Source organism: Labrys neptuniae (assembly GCF_040797145.1).
Taxonomy (GTDB): domain Bacteria; phylum Pseudomonadota; class Alphaproteobacteria; order Rhizobiales; family Labraceae; genus Labrys; species Labrys neptuniae.
On record NZ_JBFNQD010000006.1, the window covers coordinates 37,079 to 56,514 of the forward strand.

17 protein-coding genes are annotated in these 19,436 nt (G+C 64.9%); 11 read left to right on the forward strand and 6 right to left on the reverse strand.

What is annotated here, in order from left to right; all coding sequences use genetic code 11:
• The first annotated feature begins 219 nt into the window (after window positions 1–219).
• The 11 genes from ABXS05_RS18140 (at window position 220) to ABXS05_RS18190 (ending at window position 14,750) form a co-directional block, all read left to right on the forward strand.
• The gene (locus ABXS05_RS18140; protein ID WP_367624919.1) at window positions 220–1,842 is read left to right on the forward strand and encodes a serine hydrolase domain-containing protein; all 1,623 of its coding nucleotides are present in this window, start codon (window positions 220–222) and stop codon (window positions 1,840–1,842) included.
• 124 nt (window positions 1,843–1,966) lie between these two features.
• The gene (locus ABXS05_RS18145; protein ID WP_437178679.1) at window positions 1,967–3,499 is read left to right on the forward strand and encodes an ABC transporter substrate-binding protein; all 1,533 of its coding nucleotides are present in this window, start codon (window positions 1,967–1,969) and stop codon (window positions 3,497–3,499) included.
• 166 nt (window positions 3,500–3,665) lie between these two features.
• Window positions 3,666–4,607: an ABC transporter permease gene (locus ABXS05_RS18150; RefSeq protein ID WP_149250634.1), complete on the forward strand. Its 942-nt coding sequence runs from the start codon at window positions 3,666–3,668 to the stop codon at window positions 4,605–4,607.
• Window positions 4,607–5,470, forward strand: coding sequence for an ABC transporter permease (locus ABXS05_RS18155; protein ID WP_311940572.1), 864 nt, complete (start codon window positions 4,607–4,609; stop codon window positions 5,468–5,470). The genes ABXS05_RS18150 and ABXS05_RS18155 overlap by 1 nt, the downstream gene beginning before the upstream one ends.
• A 3-nt stretch (window positions 5,471–5,473) precedes the next feature.
• Window positions 5,474–6,700, forward strand: coding sequence for an amidohydrolase/deacetylase family metallohydrolase (locus ABXS05_RS18160; protein WP_367624921.1), 1,227 nt, complete (start codon window positions 5,474–5,476; stop codon window positions 6,698–6,700).
• Window positions 6,701–6,708: 8 nt separating this feature from the next.
• Window positions 6,709–7,716: an ABC transporter ATP-binding protein gene (locus ABXS05_RS18165; RefSeq protein WP_376717734.1), complete on the forward strand. Its 1,008-nt coding sequence runs from the start codon at window positions 6,709–6,711 to the stop codon at window positions 7,714–7,716.
• Window positions 7,713–8,705: an ABC transporter ATP-binding protein gene (locus tag ABXS05_RS18170; RefSeq protein WP_367624922.1), complete on the forward strand. Its 993-nt coding sequence runs from the start codon at window positions 7,713–7,715 to the stop codon at window positions 8,703–8,705. The genes ABXS05_RS18165 and ABXS05_RS18170 overlap by 4 nt, the downstream gene beginning before the upstream one ends.
• A gap of 35 nt (window positions 8,706–8,740) precedes the next feature.
• A complete protein-coding gene (locus tag ABXS05_RS18175) occupies window positions 8,741–9,232 on the forward strand; it encodes a RidA family protein (protein WP_367624923.1) in 492 nt (163 codons plus the stop codon).
• A 161-nt stretch (window positions 9,233–9,393) separates the two neighbouring features.
• Window positions 9,394–10,593 (forward strand): aminotransferase class V-fold PLP-dependent enzyme, encoded by a 1,200-nt coding sequence (locus tag ABXS05_RS18180; RefSeq protein ID WP_367624924.1) that lies wholly within the window; start codon window positions 9,394–9,396, stop codon window positions 10,591–10,593.
• Between the two features lie 64 nt (window positions 10,594–10,657).
• Entirely contained in the window at window positions 10,658–11,473 is an 816-nt protein-coding gene (locus tag ABXS05_RS18185) for an IclR family transcriptional regulator (protein ID WP_367624925.1), read from the forward strand.
• 493 nt (window positions 11,474–11,966) lie between these two features.
• Window positions 11,967–14,750, forward strand: coding sequence for a type III effector HrpK domain-containing protein (locus ABXS05_RS18190; RefSeq protein ID WP_367624926.1), 2,784 nt, complete (start codon window positions 11,967–11,969; stop codon window positions 14,748–14,750).
• A gap of 64 nt (window positions 14,751–14,814) precedes the next feature.
• Here ABXS05_RS18190 and ABXS05_RS18195 read toward each other — a convergent pair whose 3' ends face one another.
• The 6 genes from ABXS05_RS18195 to ABXS05_RS18220 form a co-directional block, all read right to left on the reverse strand.
• A complete protein-coding gene (locus tag ABXS05_RS18195) occupies window positions 14,815–15,120 on the reverse strand; it encodes a hypothetical protein (RefSeq protein ID WP_311940558.1) in 306 nt (101 codons plus the stop codon).
• 332 nt (window positions 15,121–15,452) lie between these two features.
• Window positions 15,453–16,340 (reverse strand): YghX family hydrolase, encoded by an 888-nt coding sequence (gene yghX, locus ABXS05_RS18200; protein WP_311940557.1) that lies wholly within the window; start codon window positions 16,338–16,340, stop codon window positions 15,453–15,455.
• Window positions 16,341–16,619: 279 nt separating this feature from the next.
• Entirely contained in the window at window positions 16,620–16,889 is a 270-nt protein-coding gene (locus ABXS05_RS18205; RefSeq protein ID WP_149250624.1) for a hypothetical protein, read from the reverse strand.
• A 152-nt stretch (window positions 16,890–17,041) separates the two neighbouring features.
• Entirely contained in the window at window positions 17,042–17,704 is a 663-nt protein-coding gene (locus ABXS05_RS18210) for a hypothetical protein (RefSeq protein WP_376717730.1), read from the reverse strand.
• Window positions 17,701–18,546: an ABC transporter permease gene (locus tag ABXS05_RS18215; protein WP_149250623.1), complete on the reverse strand. Its 846-nt coding sequence runs from the start codon at window positions 18,544–18,546 to the stop codon at window positions 17,701–17,703. The genes ABXS05_RS18210 and ABXS05_RS18215 overlap by 4 nt, the downstream gene beginning before the upstream one ends.
• The gene (locus ABXS05_RS18220; RefSeq protein WP_311940555.1) at window positions 18,546–19,292 is read right to left on the reverse strand and encodes an ABC transporter ATP-binding protein; all 747 of its coding nucleotides are present in this window, start codon (window positions 19,290–19,292) and stop codon (window positions 18,546–18,548) included. Before ABXS05_RS18220 ends, ABXS05_RS18215 begins: the two co-directional genes overlap by 1 nt.
• Window positions 19,293–19,436: the final 144 nt, after the last annotated feature.

A 19,436-nucleotide genomic window follows, 5' to 3' on the forward strand; every position in this document is an offset into this window, starting at 1 on the left:
AGCGCCTCACACTGAACACGCACTATCTGGCCCGACCGGGGGGCGAGATGAAAGGGTTGAGAAGCGATCACGACGCCTCTGCCCCCTCGCCCCGTCCTTACGGGGAGAGAGTAAGGGTGAGGGGCGGCACCACCCCAGAAAGGCCATGCGACGTAGTGTTCAACAGCCCGCCCGCACACGGAATTTCTGATACTCCCGATTTTTCGAAAGTCACATGCCATGACCACCCCAGCCCTCGCTTCGACCGCCATCGCCGAGATCGACGCTCTCTTCGCACCCTTCGCCAGCAAAACCTCGCCGGGCTTCGTGGTCGCGGTGACGCTCGGGGACGACGTCGTCTACCAGCGCGGCGCCGGCATGGCCGACCTTGCCCATGGCATCGAGCTGTCGCGGACCTCGGTCGTGCGCATCGCGTCCCAGAGCAAGCAGTTCACCGTGCTGCTGGCCCTGATGCTGGAAGCGGAAGGCAAGCTCTCGCTCGGCGACGACGTGCGCGATCATTGCCCCTGGCTGCCGGCCTATGACCAGCCGATCACCTTGAGGCACCTGGCGGCCAACACCAGCGGCCTGCGCGACATTCTCGACACCATGATCCTGGCCGGCATTCCGATCCTGGCCCCGTCCTCGCGCGCCACCGCACGCGCCATCGTCGCCCGCCAGAAGGGCCTCAACTTCCCGCCCGATACGGACCTCCTCTACTCCAACTCCAATTTCCTGCTGCTGTCGGAAATCCTCGAACAGGTCTCGGGCCTCTCCTTCGACGATCTCCTGCGCGAGCGCATCACCGGCCCCCTCGGCATGCACGACACCAGGCTGATGGCCCGCGACGACGAGATCTATCCGCGCCTCGCCACCCATCACCGCCGCGGCCCCGGCGGATGCTGGCTCAAGGCGGCCTGGGGCATCGCCATCGGCGGCGAGGGCGGGCTGGTCTCGACGCTTCAGGACATGCTGGCCTGGCAGGCCAATCTACGCCGACCCAAGGTCGGCGACACCACGATGATCGCCCGCATGGAGGCTCCCGGCGCACTGATCAACGGCATCGCCTCCCCCTATGGCCTCGGCCTCGTCACCAGCCGGCACCACGGCCTGCGCTGCGTCGGCCATAGCGGCTGGATCGCCGGCTCGCGCTCGGAAGCGATCCGCATTCCCGAACGGGACCTCGGCATCGTCCTCCTCGCCAATCACGACGATTTCTCGCCCTACGCCCTGACCCGGCGCATCGCCGACATCGTTCTCGGCCTGGAGGCCGGGCCGCCTCTGTCGCCCTCGGCGATCGCGCTGCTCAACGAGCGCGCGGGCACCTATCGGGAAGGCGGCACCAGCGCCCTCATCCGTATCGCCAGCGAGGACGGCACGCCCAGCCTGGTCTCCAGCATGGGGGCGTCGGAACTCGAGGAGGTGGCGCAGGGCCGCTTTCGGCCCCGGACGGGGCTGGCCCCCTACGATCTCCTGATCCAGGCGGACGGCAGCATCGAGACCGAAAAGTTCGGCCGCCGCCGCCGGTTCAGGCTTGTCGACACCGTTCCGCCGGACCGGAGCGTCCTGCCGGCGGGGCGCTATCGCGACGAGTCGAGCGGGCTGGAGGCCCGTTTCCATCACCATGCCGACGGCCCGGGCCTGCGCCTGTCCTCGCCTTTCGGGACGCTCGATCTCGGTCTGGAGCCCTGCGATCGCGATCTCTTCCTCGCCCATCCGGCCAGCCGGGAGACGCATGACGCCTGGCGGGCGGCGCCATGGGAACTGCCCTGGCTGTTCAGCGTTCGCTGCCTGGAGGACGCCATCATCCTCAATTCCGACCGCAGCGCCGACATTGTGCTCCATCGCTTGGCCAATGCCTGAATCGCCCCCTGCAGAGGCTCGCTAAACGAACCGGCTTGACCAAACCCGGTATCGAGGGCATAGTGATACATAAATAAGTTATAGATTACATAGTAATGTAACAAGGGGATGCACTATGGGACGCTTGGCCCGACTGACTGCCCTGCTTGCACTGACATTGCTTCCGGCCGCCGGTCCGGCATGGGCCGAACCCACCAAGGGCGGCGTCATCGACGTTGCTACCGTCGGTGAGCCCCCCACGCTCGACCCGATGGCTTCGACCGCCGACCTCGTCGGCATCGTTTCCCAGCACATTTTCGAAACGCTCTTTACCTTCGACAAGGATTGGGGCGTCACTCCGCTGCTCGCTGCGGAAATGCCGAAGATCTCGGCCGACGGGCTGACCTACACCATCCCCCTGCGCACCGGCATCAAGTTCCATGACGGCTCGGTGATGACCGCCGCCGATGTCGTCGCCTCGCTGCAACGGTGGACGAAGATCGCCACGCGCGGCAAGCAGACGGCCGAGATGATCGCCGCCATCGACGCGACCGACGATCATACCGTCAAGATCACGCTCAAGAAGCCCTACGCACCACTGCTCGCTTTGCTTGCCTTCAACAATGCGGCGGCGATCATCATTCCGGCCAAGAATGCCGGGCAGGATCCCCTGACGAGCTTCATCGGCACCGGGCCCTACAAGCTCAAGGAGCGCAAGCCCGACCAGTTCATCCAGCTCGCGCGCTTCGACGAGTATGCGTCCCGCCCGGGCGAGCCCAACGGCTATGGCGGCGCGCGCAAGCAATATCTCGACGAGATCCGCTTCGTGCCGGTGCCCGATCCCAATACCCGCGTCGAGGGTGCCGCATCAGGCCAGTTCGCCTATGTCGACTCCCTGCCCGTCGAGGCCTTCGACAAGATCTCCAAGGGCAAGACCGCCCCTGTCCTGCTGAAGCCCTTCGGCTGGCCTGTCCTCTTCATGAACAACAAGGAGGGCCTTGCCTCCGACATCCGCATCCGCAAGGCGATCCAGGCGGCGCTCTCCCCGCAGGACATGATGCTGGCCGCCTTCGGCTCGGAGGAATTCTTCTCGGTCGACGGCGCCCTCTATCCCAAGGACTATCAGTGGCACACCGAAGAGGGAACGCAGCCCTACAAGCCGGAGGGTGACGTCGAAGCCGCCACCGCCTTGCTGAAGGAGGCGGGCTATGACGGCTCCAAGCCTCTGCGCATCCTGACCAGCCGCCAATATGAGTTCCACTACAAGCTGGCGCAGGTCGCCGCCGAATATCTCAAGGCGGCCGGCTTCAAGGTCGAACTCGACGTGGTCGAGTGGGCGACGCTGACCAAGAACCGCACCGACCCGAAATTGTGGGACATCTACATCACCCACAGCCCCTTCCTGCCCGAGCCGTCGCTGACCGGCTTCATGTCGGACACCTCACCCGGCTGGTGGGTCTCGGACAAGAAGCACGAGGCACTGGGCGCCTTCAACGCCGAGTCCGATCCCGCCAAGCGGCTGGCCTTGTGGCCGGCCGTCCAGAAAGCCTTCTACGACGAGGCTCCGGCCTACAAGGTCGGCAATTTCAATGCCCTCGCCGCCCAGGCCCCTAACCTGAAGGGCGTCACGCCGGCCCCCTGGCCCTATTTCTGGAACGCCTATCTGGAAGGCAAGTAAGGCCCCCTGCGGCCCCAAGAACGACCAGTGCCTCTGGGCTGACATAGCCTCCTTTTCTCTCCCGGGGAGGCTTGAGAGCGGGCACCAGCCGACACCGGCGGTGCCCGCGATCCCGCTCAGATCGCCTCGTCACGCTCTCCGGCCTCGAACAACGCCAGGATCCCAGATGCTGCGCACGATTCTCCACCGCCTCCTCGGCATGATCATCGTGATGGCCCTCGTCGTGACGATCGTGTTCATCATCGTCCGGGTCACGCCGGGCGATCCGGCCGCCATGATGCTGGGACCCGACGCGTCCGAAGCCGACATCGCTGCCTTGCGCACCAAGCTCGGCCTGGACGGCCCGATCATCACCCAGTTCGCCTATTACGTCCTCGGTCTCGTCCAGGGTGATTTCGGCCAGTCGATCTTCCTCAACCAGCCGGTGACGCAGGCTCTCGCCGCCCGCGCCGAGCCGACCTTCTTCCTCACGCTGTTCTCGCTCCTGATCGCCAGCGCCATCGCCCTGCCGGTCGGCATCCTCTCGGCTTACTGGCGCGGCTCGCTGTTCGACCAAGCCGCAACCACGCTCGCCATGTTTGCCGCCAGTGTGCCGAGCTTCTGGCTCGGCCTCGTCCTCATGCAGATCTTCGCGGTGAAGCTCGGTTGGTTCGACACCTCCGGCTATGGCGGGCCCGGGGCGTCCTTCGGCGAACGCCTCAATCATCTGGTGCTGCCGGCGGTGGCGCTGGGCGTGGTCTCATCGGCCCTGATCACCCGTTTCACCCGCGCCTCGATGCTCGACGTGCTCTCGGACGACTATGTCCGCACCGCCCGCTCCAAGGGCATGAGCGAATGGCGCGTGGTGATCAGGCATGCCTTCAAGAACGCGCTGATCCCGATCCTCACCGTCATCGGCCTGACTGCGGCCCTGCTGATCTCCGGCGCCGTGGTGACCGAAACCGTGTTCGGCGTGCCGGGCATCGGCAATCTCGTGGTCTCGGCCGTGCTCCGGCGCGACTACCCGGTGATCCAGGGTGCGCTGCTGGTGATCGCCGGGCTCTACGTCCTCGTCAATTTCTGCATCGACATGCTCTATCTGCTCATCGATCCGAGGGTGCGCTACTAATGGCTGCCATCTCCTCTTCCTACCAGGCGGCGCCCGGCCTGCTGTCGCGCCTGATCAGACGGCCGACCTCCTTCATCGGTCTTGCCGTTCTCGCCGTCATCGCCCTGGCCGCGATCCTCGCGCCGCTGATCGCGCCTTTTTCGCCGACCAAGCTCTCGGTCGCCAATCGCCTGAAGGGGCCGAGCCTCCTCCATCTGTTCGGCACCGATGATCTCGGCCGCGACATCTTCACCCGCATGCTCTATGCGGCCCAGACCTCCCTGTCCGTCGGCCTTGCCGTGGTGGTGCTGGCCTCGCTGATCGGCATCGCGCTCGGCCTGACCGCGGGCTTCTTCCGCGAGGCCGATACCCCCCTCTCGCGCGTGATCGACGCGATGATGGCCTTCCCCGACATCCTGCTGGCGATCGCGCTGGTCGCCGCCCTCGGTGCCTCCGCCATCAACGTCATCATCGCGCTCGGCATCGTCTATGCCCCGCGCCTCGCCCGCGTGGTGCGCGCCTCCACTTTGGTGATCCGGGAACTGCCCTATGTCGAGGCCGCTCGTGCGCTGGGCGTACCGACCTGGAAGATCCTGCTGCGCCATGTCCTGCGCAACGTCACCTCGCCGCTGCTGGTGCAGGGCACCTTCATCTTCGCCAATGCCATCCTCGCCGAAGCCGGGCTGTCCTTCCTCGGCGTCGGCATTTCGCCCGACACGCCGACCTGGGGCACCATGATCAGCGTCGGGCGTCAATTCATGGACAAGGCGGGCTGGCTGATGTGGTTCCCCGGAGCCGCCATCGTCGTCACCGTGCTGTCGCTGCAACTGGTCGGCGACGGCCTGCGCGATCTCCTCGATCCGCGCCTGGCAAAGGATATCTGAGCCATGATCGGCAACCGTTTCCCTCAGGCCGACCGGCCGCTGCTCATCAAGGGTGCCAGGACCATCGGCTTCACCGCCGCCCCGTCCGGCACGCCCCTCGACATCCTAGTCGACCGTGAGGGCCGCATCGCCGACGTCGCGACCTCGATCGCGGCCAGCGACGATATCAGTATCCTCGATGCCGGCGGGCGCTTCCTGTCGCCGGGCTGGGCCGACCTTCACGTTCATGTCTGGTATGGCGGCACCGACATCTCGCTCCGGCCCGAGCAATGCGGCGCCGCGCGAGGCGTCACCACCATGGTCGATGCCGGCTCGGCCGGAGAGGCCAATTTCCATGGCCTGCGCGAATTCATCATCGAGCCGGCACGGGAGAACGTCTACGCCTTCCTCAATCTCGGCTCGATCGGCCTGGTCGCCTGCAACCGTGTCAGCGAGCTCTTGGACATCCGCTCCATCGATTTCGAGCGCATCATCGCCACGGTGGAGAAGAACCGCGACGTCATCGTCGGCCTGAAGGTGCGCGCCAGCCATGTCATCACCGGCGGCTGGGACCTCACGCCCGTCAAGCTCGCCAAGAAACTCGGCCGCATCCTCAAGCTGCCCTTGATGGTGCATGTCGGCGAGCCGCCGCCGCTCTATGATGACGTCCTCGGCCTACTGACCGAAGGCGATATCGTCACCCACTGCTTCAACGGCAAGGCCGGCAGCTCGATCCTGGAGGACGAGGACCTCTATCGCCTGGCTGAAGAAGCGGCAGCGCGCGGCATCGTGCTCGATGTCGGCCATGGCGGCGCTTCCTTCTCCTTCGACGTCGCCAAGGCGGCCCTGGCGCGTGGCCTGCCGCCCCGGACCATCTCCACCGACCTGCACAATCGCTCGCTCGACGGGGCGGTGTGGGACATGGCCACCACCATGTCGAAGCTCCTCTCGCTCGGCATGAAGCTGGAGGAGGTGGTCGCCGCCGTAACCACCGCGCCGCGCCGAGCCATCGGCCTCAAGGCGGACGGGTTGCTGGACAAGGGCCGGCCGGCCGAATTCACGCTGTTCGACGTCGTCGACGCCGACATCACCGTCAAGGACTCGCAGGGCGCGCTCAGCCGGCTCACCCGGGTGTTCGAGCCGCGCCAGGTCGTGCTGGGCGCCGAGGTGATTGCCGCGGAGCGCTATGTCCCGGCCCAGGCGCCGACGACCGGCAAGCACGCCTGCCCTCATTGCGGGTGGCAGTCATGACAGGCTCGATCGCGGCCGATGCCATCCTCTCCGTCCAGGACCTGCGCACCTGGTTCGTCAACAAGCGCTTCACCGCCAAGGCGGTGGATGGCGTGACCTTCGACCTCAAGCGCGGCGAGACGCTCGCCGTGGTGGGCGAATCCGGTTCCGGCAAATCCGTCACCAGCCTGTCGATCATGGGCCTGCTCTCCAGGCCCGGCATCATCGCCGGCGGCAAGATCCTGTTCCGCGACCGGGCGGGCGGCGTGCACGACCTCGCCGGCTTCACGCCCCGCCAGTTCCGCCGCATGCGCGGCCGGGAGATCGCCATGATCTTCCAGGAGCCGATGACCAGCCTCAACCCGCTCTACACGGTGGGCGACCAGATCGGCGAGATGATCGCTTTGCACGAGCCGGTCAACCGCCAGGAGGCCCGCCGCCGGGCGCTCGCCATGCTCAAGCATGTCGAGATCCCCGATGCCGCCTCGCGCCTCGACGACTACCCCCACCAGATGTCCGGCGGCATGCGCCAGCGCGTGATGATCGCCATGGCCCTCTCCTGCAATCCGTCCTTGCTGATCGCGGACGAGCCGACCACCGCCCTCGACGTGACAATCCAGGCGCAGATCCTCGATCTGCTGCGCCGGCTCCAGGCCGAATTCGGCATGTCCATCCTATTCATCACCCATAATCTCGGCGTGGTCGCCGAGATCGCCCATAATGTGGTGGTGATGTATGGCGGCCGGGTGGTCGAGCAGGCGCCCGTCATCGACCTCTTCGCCCATCAGCGCCACCCCTATACCAAGGGCCTGCTCGCCTGCACCCCGGACGCGGCACGCGACATCGATGCCAGCGGCGAGCGCCAGGCGCTGCATTCCATTCCCGGCAATGTGCCGCCAATCACGGCCTTACCCCCCGGCTGCGCCTTCGGGCCGCGCTGTTCCCTGGCGCTCGAGGCCTGCAGCGCCGCCGTCCCCGAACTGGTCGCGACGGGAGCGGCCAGCTTCTCGCGTTGCATCCGGAGCGCCGAGCTATGACGACAGCCCCCTCCCCCCAGGCCGCGGCCGGCACGCCGCTGCTCAGCGTGCAGAACCTCACCAAGCATTTCCCGGCCCGCAACGGGCGCATCGTGCATGCCGTCGAGGATGTCAGCTTCGATGTCCGTCGCGGCGCCACAGTGGGCCTGGTCGGCGAATCCGGTTCGGGCAAGACCACCGCCGGGCGCTCCGTGCTGCGCCTGGTCGAGCCGACCTCCGGCAAGGCGATCTTCGACGGCGTCAACCTGTTCGGCCTCAGCGCCAGGGAAATGCTGGCCTATCGACGCCGGCTGCAGATCGTCTTCCAGGATCCCTTCTCCAGCCTCAATCCGCGCATGCGCATCTCGGCCATCATCGGCGAGGCGCTCGACACCTGCGACTACCCGCGCGGCAAGGCGCGCGCCGAACGCGTCGCCGAACTGCTCAGCCTGGTCGGCCTGTCGCCCGACTATGCCACGCGCTTTCCGCATGAATTCTCCGGAGGCCAGCGCCAGCGCATCGGCATCGCCAGGGCCATTGCGGTCGAACCCGAATTCATCGTCGCCGATGAGCCCGTCTCGGCCCTCGACGTCTCGGTGCAAGCCCAGGTCCTCAATCTGCTCGGCGATCTCAAGAAGAAGCTGAGCCTGACCATGCTGTTCATCGCCCACGATCTCTCCGTCGTCGAGTATCTGTGCGACGAGGTGGTGGTGATGTATCTCGGCCGCGTCATGGAGCGGGGCCCGAGCCGGCAGGTCTATGCCGCCCCGCGCCACCCCTATACCAAGGCGCTGCTGGCGACTGCGCCGGTGCCCGACCCCACCCGCCGGCGCACGCGCGTGCCGCTGCAGGGCGACATTCCCAGCCCCATCGCGCCGCCCTCCGGCTGCGTGTTCCGGACCCGTTGCCCCGCCGCCGCGCCGGCCTGCTCGACCACCATACCGCCGGTCGAGCCTATCGGCGGTGGCCACTATGTCGCCTGCATCCGTCAAGCCGAGCTCTTCGCATGAAGACCGGGCTATTTGCATAATTGGAGTGTTTTTCAATGACCATTTCCGGGACGGTTCCACGCCCGCACGCCTCGCCCTATGAGCGGCTGGCAGCCCTCGGAATCAAGCTTCCCGTTGCGCCCGCGCCCATCGCCAATTTCGTCACCCATGTGCAGGAGGGCAAATTGCTGTTCCTGTCCGGCCAGGGTCCGAACCATGCCGACGGCCGCTCGCACACCGGCAAGGTTGGTGCCGGAGTCTCGGTCGAGGAAGCCTATCAGCACGCCCGCCTGACCGGCATCAACCTGATCGCCGTCATGCAGGACGCGCTCGGCGATCTCTCCCGGGTACGGCGGGTGGTCAAGCTCTTCGGCATGGTCAATGCGGCGCCCGATTTCGCCCAGCATCCGGCCGTGATCAATGGCTGTTCGGACCTGTTCATCGAAGTCTTCGGCGACGGCGGCGTTCATGCCCGTTCGGCGGTCGGCCAGGGCTCGCTGCCCGGTCAGATCACCGTCGAGATCGAAGCCATCGTGGCCATCGACTGACGGCAGCCTATCGTTTCCTGGGACCGCTGGCTTCCAGCCGGCTCTTGGACACACCCCGCCGGATGGAGAAGAAGAGCCGGCTGGAAGCCAGCGGTCCCAGAAAGAATCGATGCCAATACGCATTGGCGTCAATCCTTCATCGCCCTTCGGAGCACCCTCCCATGTCCACCAACGATATCCGCAGCCGCCTCGGCCTCAGGCCCGTCATCAACGTATCCGGGACCATGACCTCGCTCGGTGCCTCCATCGTGGTGCCGCCTGCCGTGGAAGCGGTCTCGGCGATCCTCAGCGAATTCGTCGAACTCGGCGACCTGCATCGCAAGGCGAGCGCGGTGATCGCCAACCTGACCGGCGCGGAGGCGGGCTTCATCACCGCCTCATGCTCGGCCGCGATCAGCCTCGCCGTCGCCGCCGCCATGACCGGCAGCGATCTTGCCGCCATCGAACGCCTGCCCGATGCGACGGGCCTGAAGAACGAGGTGATCATCCAGTCCGGCCACATGGTCAGCTACGGCGCCCCTGTCGAGCAGGCGATCCGCCTCACCGGCGCCAAGGTCGTGCCGATCGGCCAGGCCACCAGCGCCTCGGCCTACCATCTGGCCGGCGCCATCACCGATCGCACCGCCGCCGCCGTCTATGTGGTCTCCCACCACGTCGTCGACTATGCGCAGATCCCGCTCAGGGTCTTCGCCAAGGTCGCCCATGAGCACGGCATTCCCGTCATCGTCGATGCCGCCTCCGAATATGACCTCCAAGGCTTCCTCGCCGATGGCGCCGACCTCGTCCTCTATTCCGGCCACAAATTTCTCGGCGGCCCGACCTCCGGCATCGTGGCCGGCCCCAAGGAACTGGTGCGCAACGTCTATCTGCAGAACCGCGGCATCGGTCGCGGCATGAAGGTGGGCAAGGAAGGCATCGTCGGCACGCTGGCCGCCCTGCAAGCCTGGAAGACGCGCGATCACGACGGCATCCGCGCTCGCGAGCGCAAGGCCCTCGATTGCTGGCTGGCGGCTCTCGACGGCAAGCAGGGCGTGAAGGCGGTGGTCGTCCCCGATCCGACCAACAATCCGCTCGATCGGCTCCAGGTCTTCATCGACCCGCAGGAGGCCCGCATCACCGCCTGGGACCTGGCCGACCGTCTGGCCGCTGGGGATCGCCCGGTGATCGTGCGCGATCACGAGGTCGAGCACGGCTACTTCTTCCTCGATCCCTGCAACCTGCACCCGGATGAGGAAGATATCGTGGCGGCCCGCCTCGCCGAGGAACTCGAACAGGCCCGCAAGTCCAACCTGCCGATCGCCACCCCCTTCGAGGATCGCCTGCTGGCCAAGGAGGCCGCCATTCTGCAATGGCCGGACTGAGCCCTGCTTGTTCATTGCCGCGACCGCGGCATAGAATGATGCATGATGGAAAGCTCCGAATCCCATGTCCACGACAGCCCTCGAGCGTGACGACGCCAACGAAGGCGGTGCCACCCGGCGCCGCTCGCGCACCAGCGGCATCGACCGTGCCCTGCAGATTCTCGACTATCTGCAGAAGGTCGAGCGTCCCGCCACCGCCTATGAGATCGCGCGCGACATCGGCGCCCCCCTGTCGACGATCTATGTCATCGTCGACGACCTGGTGGAGAAGGAGATGCTCGACCGTCAGGATGGCGGCCTGCTCTGGCTCGGGCCCCGCCTCTATCACTATGGCCTGACCTATGCGCGCACGCTCGACCTCCTCAACGTGGCGGAGCAGGAGATGCACGAGCTCGCCCAGAGTTCGGGCGAGACCATCCAGATCTGCGGGCGGGACGGCGACCACATGGTCGTGCTGGCCATGGAAGAGGGCAAGGACCATTTCCAGGTGACCTCGCGCGTCGGCACGCGCAGCCCTCTGAACTGGACGGCATCCGGCCGCATATTGGTCGGCCACCTGCCGGAAGCGGAGCGGCGCGAGATCTTCGCGCGCTCGGCGGTCGCCTCGCCGACGGGCCGGGCCGAGACGGACAACAATGTGCTGGCCAGGATAGCGGCCGAGGCCCTGGAGCAGGGCCTTTCCATCCAGGCCGGCGATTCCGACTTCGCGGTCGCCTGCATCGCCGCCCCGATCCGCGACAACCAAGGCGCCTGCCGCGCCACGATCTCGATCGTGGTGCCGGACAGGAAGCTCGAGCAGAAGGACCCCGACCTGATCGCCCTGGTCAAGGCCAGTGCCCGGCGCATCGAGAGCCGGCTGGGCTGGCAGGCCCGGCGCTGAGGGGGATCGACACGGCGTTTGTGGCCTCACCGACGGCTGACGCGTCACAGGCGATAATGCGCGCTCGCAATCACGCGGCCATGAAACGCCCTCCCCCCTGAAATCGAAAAATCGGCCATGGCCCGCGGCTGATTCCAGCGGTCGCCCAATGCCGCATGCGGTCGCGATATTGTCCGACCTGTCACATGCAGTTCATGAAGGGCCGCTTACATCCGACAACCTTAACCGTATCGGACTGTAATGTCCCTGAGACAGGAAAGGTTTGTTCGTCGTGGTGAAAATCAATTCATTTAATAATAGTTCGCCTGTCGTAAAAATAAACTCTGCCTCGATCGACCCATCAGCTGTCAAGGCATGGGATCAGGCCCAGAAAGCTGCCAAGGATGCAGGTATACTTTGGAATCGGCCGGAGAACGATCACCGCTCGGCTCAGGAGATCATCAAGGACACCCCGCTGCTGCGCGATCTGGGCAATCAGAGCGGCGTCAAGGACATGCTGGAAGACAGGGTCGGCGGCGATATCGAAACGGATGCCGACGCCGCGTTCAGGGCAGTCCAGGTGCTCGAACATGTCGAGAAGCTCGACGAGAACGGCAACCGGATCGCCGGCAGCGATATCGGCAATGGCCGCGTCGACGGTTTCACCAAGGGCGGTGACGCCCGCCACGGCACGGAGGCTGGCCGGCTGCAGGACTTCGGCAAATATGGCTTCTCCAACCTGAAAGGCGAACTCCAGCACGTCGCTTCCGCCAATGACGACAAGGCGGCGCGCGAGCAGGCCGAGAAAATCGGCATCCAATGGGAACTGCCGGCCGACGACAAGCGCTCGGCGCAGGAGATCATCGACGATTCCCCCTTGCTCAAAAATCTGGGCAACCAGAGCGGCGTCAAGGACATGCTGAAGGAACGGGTCGGCGATTTCGAGCATGACGCCAACGCCGCCTACCGGGCCAGCCAGGTTCTCGATCGCGTCACGATGTATGACGAGAATGGCAAGCCGCTGTCGGGAAGCGACGTGTCCAACACCAGCATCGACGGCTTCACCAAGAGCGGGGAAGCCAGGCATGGCACGGAGGCCGGCCGGCTCCAGGATTTCGGCAAATATGGCTTCTCCGCTCTCCAGGCAGTGGAAAAACCCGAAGACATCGCCAGCTACAAGGACTTCCTGGAAAAGAATCCCGGCGCCGACGAAGCCTCCAAGACGATCGCCAAATATACCGCCATCCTCGCCGAGAATTACGATGCGATCAAAGGCAAGACCGGCTCGGGCGAGACTTTGACGGCCGACGCGCTGAAGGACTACATGCGCAAGAACCCGCAGATCAGCGGGGACTTCAAGGAGGCGCTCAATTTCTGGTCGCAGCCGGGCGCCTTCGACCGGCTGGAGACGGCGAAGGACCCGACACGGCTCAAGGCCGACGGCAAGCTGAGCAAGGACGACGTAACCAGCTGGCTGGAAAAGCAGGCGCCCAAGGATGCCGGTTCGGCCATCGCTCTCATGTCCACGATCGCCGATGGCAATGTCGTCGCCGGCATCGACACCAAGACGCTGAACCAGGACCTGTTCGAGCACCCCGAAAAATACGGCACACCCGAAAAGGCGGCCGCCCTCCAGGAATTGCTGAAGGCGCAGAAGCTGATCACCGACGGCGCCAAGGCCGGCATGTGGAAGGACGACTATTCCATCGTCAGCATCGCCAACCGCGTGCGCAGTCATCCCGATCCGCAGAAGCTGCTTCAGGACGTCAACGACCACATCAAGACGCTCGAAAACGATCCGGACGTCGTCAAATATCTGGACGAGAACAGCGCCAAGCAGATGACCGAGCTGCTGGACGAAAACAAGGGTCTCAAGGACGCCCTGCAAAAGACCTATGGCGAGGAGATCAAGTCCGGTAAGGCGCTCGACAGCCTGTGGGACACGAAGACGAAGGACGGCAAGGCCGACCAGCAGGCGGTTCTTGCCGAGTTCTTTGAAACCGCACGGCTGTTCCAGGGCGCCCTCGGGCTCAAGAACGCCGCCGAAATCCAGGACGCCGTCAAGAGTTCCAAGCATAATGGCGAGCTACAGGATTTCTATGAGAAGTCGCTGGCATCGGGCGATCGCCTGAAAGACCTTATCAGGGACAATTCGTTCGAGAAGGCAGCCAGCGCCTTCAGCATGGAAGTTGCGCTCTACAACGCCGCCCTCGATTCCGACTTCACCGGCAGGTTCGACGCCAAGCTGAACGAGAACTTCACCAAGATCGCGCAGGACAAGGCCTTCGACGGGGCATCCTTCGACGATCTGAAGAAGGCGTTCGGCGTCGATGGCGGCGACCGGCTCGACGAGGCCAAGGTCAAGAGCCTCATCGAGCAGATCGGCAAGGATAATCCCGAATTCCTGATCAACAAGGACGGGACGGTCGCAAGGCCAGACCAGATCCTGGCTTCCTTCAGGGGAGACTGGGATCTGTTGCGACAGGGCGCGAAATCGATCAACGAGCTCAAGCTCTTCAGCCCGGATTCGTCGATCAAGGCGGCTTCCGACAGAGGCGTGCTGCATGGCGTCAGCGGCCTCTTCCTGGCTGGCGTCACCATCGCCAAGGGGGCCAGCGGATCCGGCCGGCTCAGCAGCCGCCAGATCGCCGACATCACCACCGGTTCGATCCAGACCGCGACGATCCTCACGGAAGGCGGCTCCAAGGCCTATCTGAATTATCTGAAGGACGTGAAGAGCAAGCTCAGCGGCGACCTTCTCGACCATGTCGGCTCGCTTCTCGAAGACGTTTCTCCGGAAAGCCAGGCCCTGCAGGACAAGTCCAAATTCTACAAGGAGCTGGAGTCCAACCTGAAGAAACTCGAAAACGCCGCGAAGGGAGCCGGCGGCATCGCCGGCATGGCCGCCGGCGCCTATGCGATTTTCGACGGCGTCCAATCGATCCGCAAGGGCGATACGGTCAGCGGCGGCATCAGCATCGCCTCCGGCTCGCTGGGCGCCATGGCCGGCCTGGCTTCCACCGTCGAGGGGGGCCTTGCCCTGTTTGCGCCCAATGTGGCGCGCTTGATCCCGGCCCTGGCCGCGGGTGGCCTTGGCTTAGCCGCGGCCGGCGTCGGCGCGCTGGCCCTGCTACTTCCGGGCCTGATCGAGGAAGGCAAGCAGCAAAAGCGCGCCGACGATTTCGGGGACCTGCTCAGCAGCTACCTGACGAAATACGGGATCGACGGCGTGGAGAATGGCGATATCTGGGATGTTCCGGAAGAGGACTGGCCGCAGACCGGCAGCGGCACATCCTGACGCGCCCAGTGCGGCGGATCTGATCGACGAAGCCGGCCCGTCGACCCTCCTCGATGGCGCCTGGCTATGCCGCTCGGTTTCTCGACGCGATCAGCAGCTCCGCCTCGAGCAAAGCGAACTCGACCATGAGATCGGTAACCGAGAGTTCCGGGTGCTTGTCCATGAATTGCCGGGCCCGCAACTGCATGGCCTCCCTGCCGAGGATCATTGCGGCTTCCAGGGGCGAAATCGAGGCACTGTCGTCCGCGGCGCCGGCAAGCTCCTCGACATCGCCATTGGCGACGTGCTCCTGCCATTGAGCCTCGGTCATCTGCCCGGAAAGATAACAGGTCCGCAGCAATTCGGGGTCCGGCTTCGGCGGATTCCGCATCGTAAAACGCCCAATATCCTACACTATCCTGGTGCCTGCCTCTTGGGCAGGACGGCGGCCAAAATATCGATGCCGGACCCAGCATCCAACATATTCCGTCGTATATAGGTCGTGCCTGTTCAAATAGTAAGACAACCACCCTTCTATGGAATTTTCATTCCGTAGCAAAAAAATCGTGAAATGTCAGATTAACTTGCCGGCCGCCACATGGCAGCCGTCAGCGCCCGGATGAGGCCGTCCCGCCATCATAGGCAACCGGCGCATCCTGCACTTTGGCAGGAAACGGCAGGTCGCACAGCGACACGTTGAAAACCGGATCGGGCCCGAGTGCCTCAGGCCAGATAGCGCCCGAACCAGGCGATTGTCCGGTCCCAGGCGAGCTTGGCCGCCGCCTCGTCGTAACGCGGGGTGGAATCGTTGTGGAAGCCGTGGTTCACGCCGGGATAGATATGGGCCTCATAGGTCTTGCCGCCGGCCTTGAGCGCAGCTTCATAAGCCGGCCAGCCCTCGTTGATGCGGGTATCGAGTTCCGCATAATGGATCAGCAGCGGCGCCTTGATGCGCGCCACGTCCTCGGCCTTGGGCTGGCGCCCATAGAAGGGCACGGCGGCCGCGAGCTCGGGATAGGCCACGGCCGTGGCATTGGCGACGCCGCCGCCATAGCAAAAGCCGGTCATGCCGACCTTGCCGGTCCCCGACTTGTGCTTCATCAGGAACTCGGTTGCCGCAAAGAAATCGTTCATCAGCTTTTCGGGATCGACCTTGGCCTGCAGGTCCCGCCCCTTGTCGTCATTGCCGGGGTAACCACCGACCGAACTCAAGCCATCGGGCGCGAGGGCGACGAACCCTGCTTTGGCGACACGCCGCGCCACATCTTCGATATAGGGGTTGAGGCCCCTGTTCTCGTGGACGACGACCACACCGGGAACGGGACCCGTCGCCTTGGCCGGGCGCACGAAATAGCTGCGCACCTCGCCATTCCCCTTGGGCGAGGAAAAAGTGATGTACTCGGCCACGATGTCTGGATCGGTGAACTGCACCTGCTGCGCATAGGCGTAATTGGGGCTGAGAGAAGCAAGAATGGCCGCTGCCGTCAGGCCACCCACGGCAAACTTGCCGGCGCGATCGAGGAACTCGCGTTTGGAGATCTTGCCATGCGCATAGAAGTCGTAGAGTTCGAGGAGTTCCTGCGGAAAATCCTTGGCCGTCATGCGGGTCATCGCCCGTCCCTCCCCTGTCAACCCGGCAGTAGCCTATAGGATCTTCGGGCGAGCGGTCTTCACAATGGCGAGATGGGTGGAGAGTGGAGGCATCGGCCTCCGAGGGCATGGACATCATCCAAAGCGCGTCGCACCCTTCCTGGATCAAGCTGAAATCAACATCCTTGCCGCCAGTAGGAGCGAAGGAGTCGCCGATCGAGGCCTCACTCCGGCCGAGGGATGAGGCGCAGAACTTTGCCTCGTTGAAAGGAAACGGGCGCCACGATAGCGCCCGCCACTTCATGGCGTAACATATTCGGCGGCATTGCTGAGATGCATCATGCATCCATCAGGATCATTGTCCTGCAGCAATGCCACGGCCATGTCCAATTCCTCCAGGGCCGCTTCCTGTCGCAGCGGATCCCGAATCGAATCCACGCTGTTCTTCATCTGTTTGAGCTGTGATTCATTGCACTGGCTGGCGCGTGTCCACACGGCGTTGGGCGCTGCCATCGCACTTGTTGCCAGACCCAATGTGAGAGCCGCCGCGACACAGACTGACTTGATCACTGGCCTTCTCCTTTGAAGTGGGTGAAGTGCCCCAAGCCCCTGGGTACTCTTCCAAACCTCCTTCAAAAGGCTCTGTTCCAGTTATCCGGGCCTGCGCTGCCATCTCATATCGCGCTGCGCGCTTCTTTCGAACGGCCTGCGGGTCATCTTTCTCACAGTCGCTGCTGGATGCGCCGGGCGATGTCGAACAGGCGGCGCTCCAGCAGGACGGGCGTCTCGCAGACATAGGTCAGCGAACGGCCCCGCTCCTCGAAGATGCGCTTGTCCCATTTGAGCTGGGTTTCGAGATCATCCGTTTCCTTGCTGCCCACTGCGCTGGGGGAATCCTTGGCGGCACCGATCTTGTCGCTCTCGTCGCGGATGCGATCGGCGAGCTTGTTCTGGCCGCGCGCATAGCGGCCGATGCCGCCCAGGATCTTGTCGCGCTCCTCATTGACCAGTTCGAGCACACCGGCGAACAGGCGCGTCAGGCGGGCGTCCTTCTCCGCCCCGGTCTGCTGTACGAAACCGTCGAGCAGACCATCGACCTCCTCGATCGGCGTCCGGCGCGAGGCGAGCTTCTGGGCCATCGCCGCCGTGTCGAAATCCTTGGTCCAGTCGCCGGCCGTCGCGATATCCGGCCCGCTCCAGACCACGCCGGCGCTCAGCGTGCCGACCTTGCGCTGGATGCAGGGCCAGTCCGGATCGGGCTGGGGCTGCTGGGCCTGCACGGTGTGAACCCAATCCACGCCACCCGCCAGCATCACCACCAGGATGGCCGGCCGAAGGGTCCGCACCACGGACCTGCCAGATTTCGGGGGCCTGCCAGATCTCATGATGCTTCTCCTTTGGGGCCACCGCGGCGCACCATCAGGCCGCGGGACGGGTCATAGGCGATGAGCGCGGCGGCGAAGAACAGCACCGTGGTGCCCACCACCACCGCAAGCGCGACCGGCTCGAGCCGGCCATAAAGGGCAAAGCGCACCAGCTCGACCCCATGGGTGAACGGGTTGGCGAGGCAGGTCAGATAAAGACCCTCGCTCGCCTCCCGGATGCGCCAGAGCGGGTAGAGCGCCGAGGAGGCGAAGAACATCGGGAAGATCACGAAGTTCATCACGCTGGCGAAATTTTCGAGCTGGCGGATCAGCGAGGACAGGAAGAGGCCGATCGAGCCGAGCATCAGGCCGGTCAGCACCAGCGCCGGCAGGGCCAGGACATAGCCCTGCACCGGCGCGTCGACATCCCACCAGGCTGCGATCGCCAGGAAGACATAGACCTGCAGGACCGACACCAGCACGCTCGCCGTCAGCTTGGCGGCCAGCAAAGACCAGCGCGGGAAGGGGCTGGTGAGCAGCACCCGCATCGAGCCGACCTCGCGGTCATAGACCATCGAAAGCGAGGACTGCATGCCGTAGAAGAGCTGGATCATCACCGCCAGGCCCGGCACGACATAGGTCTCGTAGAGCACATAGGTCTCGTAGGGCGGCTGGATCGAGACCCCCAGCACATTGCGAAAGCCGGCAGCGAAGATGAAGAGCCAGATCAGCGGGCGCACCAGCGCCGACAGGAAACGTTCCTTCTGGTTGACGAAACGCAGCATCTCCCGATGCGCGATGCCGCCCAGGCAGACCAGATAACCCGAAAAGCTCAGCCGCGAGGTGAGTGCCGTATCCGACATCAGGCGGCCTCCCTGTCAGTCAGACGGCGGAAGGTCTCGGCCAGGCTGGCGCCGCTGCGGGCAGCGAGCATGGCCGCCTTGCCCTCGGCGACGATGCGGCCCTGGTGCAGGACATAGACGTCGTCGTTGTCGGCGATTTCCTCGAAGATATGGGTGGCCCACAGCACTGCGATGCCCTCCTCATCGACCAGGCGCCGCACCGTGGCGACGATGTCGGCCCGGGCTGCAAGGTCGAGGCCGACGGTCGGCTCGTCCAGGAGCAGGAGGCGGGGCCTGTGCACCAGCGCGCGTGCGATCTCCACGCGCCGGGCTTGGCCACCGGACAGCGTGCGAACCTTCTCGTCGGCCCGCTCGGCAAGGCCCACGCGTCGCAGCAGCGTAAGAATATGCTCGCGGACCGCCTTCCCGCCGAGGCCGTGCAAGGCCGCGTGATAGGCAAGGTTCTGGCGTACCGTCAGGTCGGCATCGAGCGTGCGGGCCTGGAAGACGACGCCGAGCTCGGCAAGCGCCCGCGACGGCGTGAGATTGAGATCATGCCCATAGACCTCGACGCGGCCGGAACGGTTCTGATAGAGCCGCGTCACGATCGAGAACAGGGTCGTCTTGCCTGCGCCGTTCGGCCCCAGCAGGGCGACGAAGCGCCCGGCCTGCACCTCGAGCGAAACGTCGGTCAACGCTTCACGTTTGCCAAAACGATGACCGACGGCCGAGACCGAGAGCGCCGGCTTGTCCGAACGAACCGTCATGGTCGATCCCTGTCACGCCGAGGATGCGGCAGGATACACCAGGCCCGGCGGACGGCAGAACGAAGAGTTGCTGGCAGGGGTTTGCGCTGCCCCTCACCCTTACCCTCTCCCCGCAAGAGCGGGGCGAGGGAGCGCCAAGCGCCG